The following is a 333-nucleotide window of genomic DNA, read 5'->3' on the forward strand; positions in this document are numbered from 1 at the left end:
AACTTCGACGTCATGGGGAATCGCTTCGATATCCGCCAGCAAATAGTGATGCGCCGCCTGACGATCGCGCGCCTGTTGCAGCATCGGCAGCGAAAGATCCAGGGCGGTCACTTCGCTCCCCCGCTCTCGCCAGTAACGACTCATACGTCCGGGGCCGCAGCCTGCGTCCAACACACTGGCAAACTGGCGGCCTGTCAACAGCGTCAGCAGCGCATCCGCGCTGTGTTGCTGCAAAGAGGCGTGCTGTTCATATTGCGATGCGGCCCGGCCAAACGCCGCCGCAATAGCCTGCTTATTCACCTGCGCCATGCAGCACCTCCAGCAGACGGTCTA

Annotated in this window: 1 protein-coding gene; it reads right to left on the reverse strand. The window is 61.6% G+C overall.

What is annotated here, in order from left to right; genetic code table 11:
- A partial coding sequence (locus J4G32_RS20745) for a methyltransferase domain-containing protein (RefSeq protein ID WP_210497532.1) occupies nt 1-309 on the reverse strand: 309 nt, incomplete at its 3' end.
- Nucleotides 310-333: the final 24 nt, after the last annotated feature.

This window comes from Microvirga antarctica (genome assembly GCF_017921815.1).
GTDB lineage: Bacteria > Pseudomonadota > Alphaproteobacteria > Rhizobiales > Beijerinckiaceae > Microvirga > Microvirga antarctica.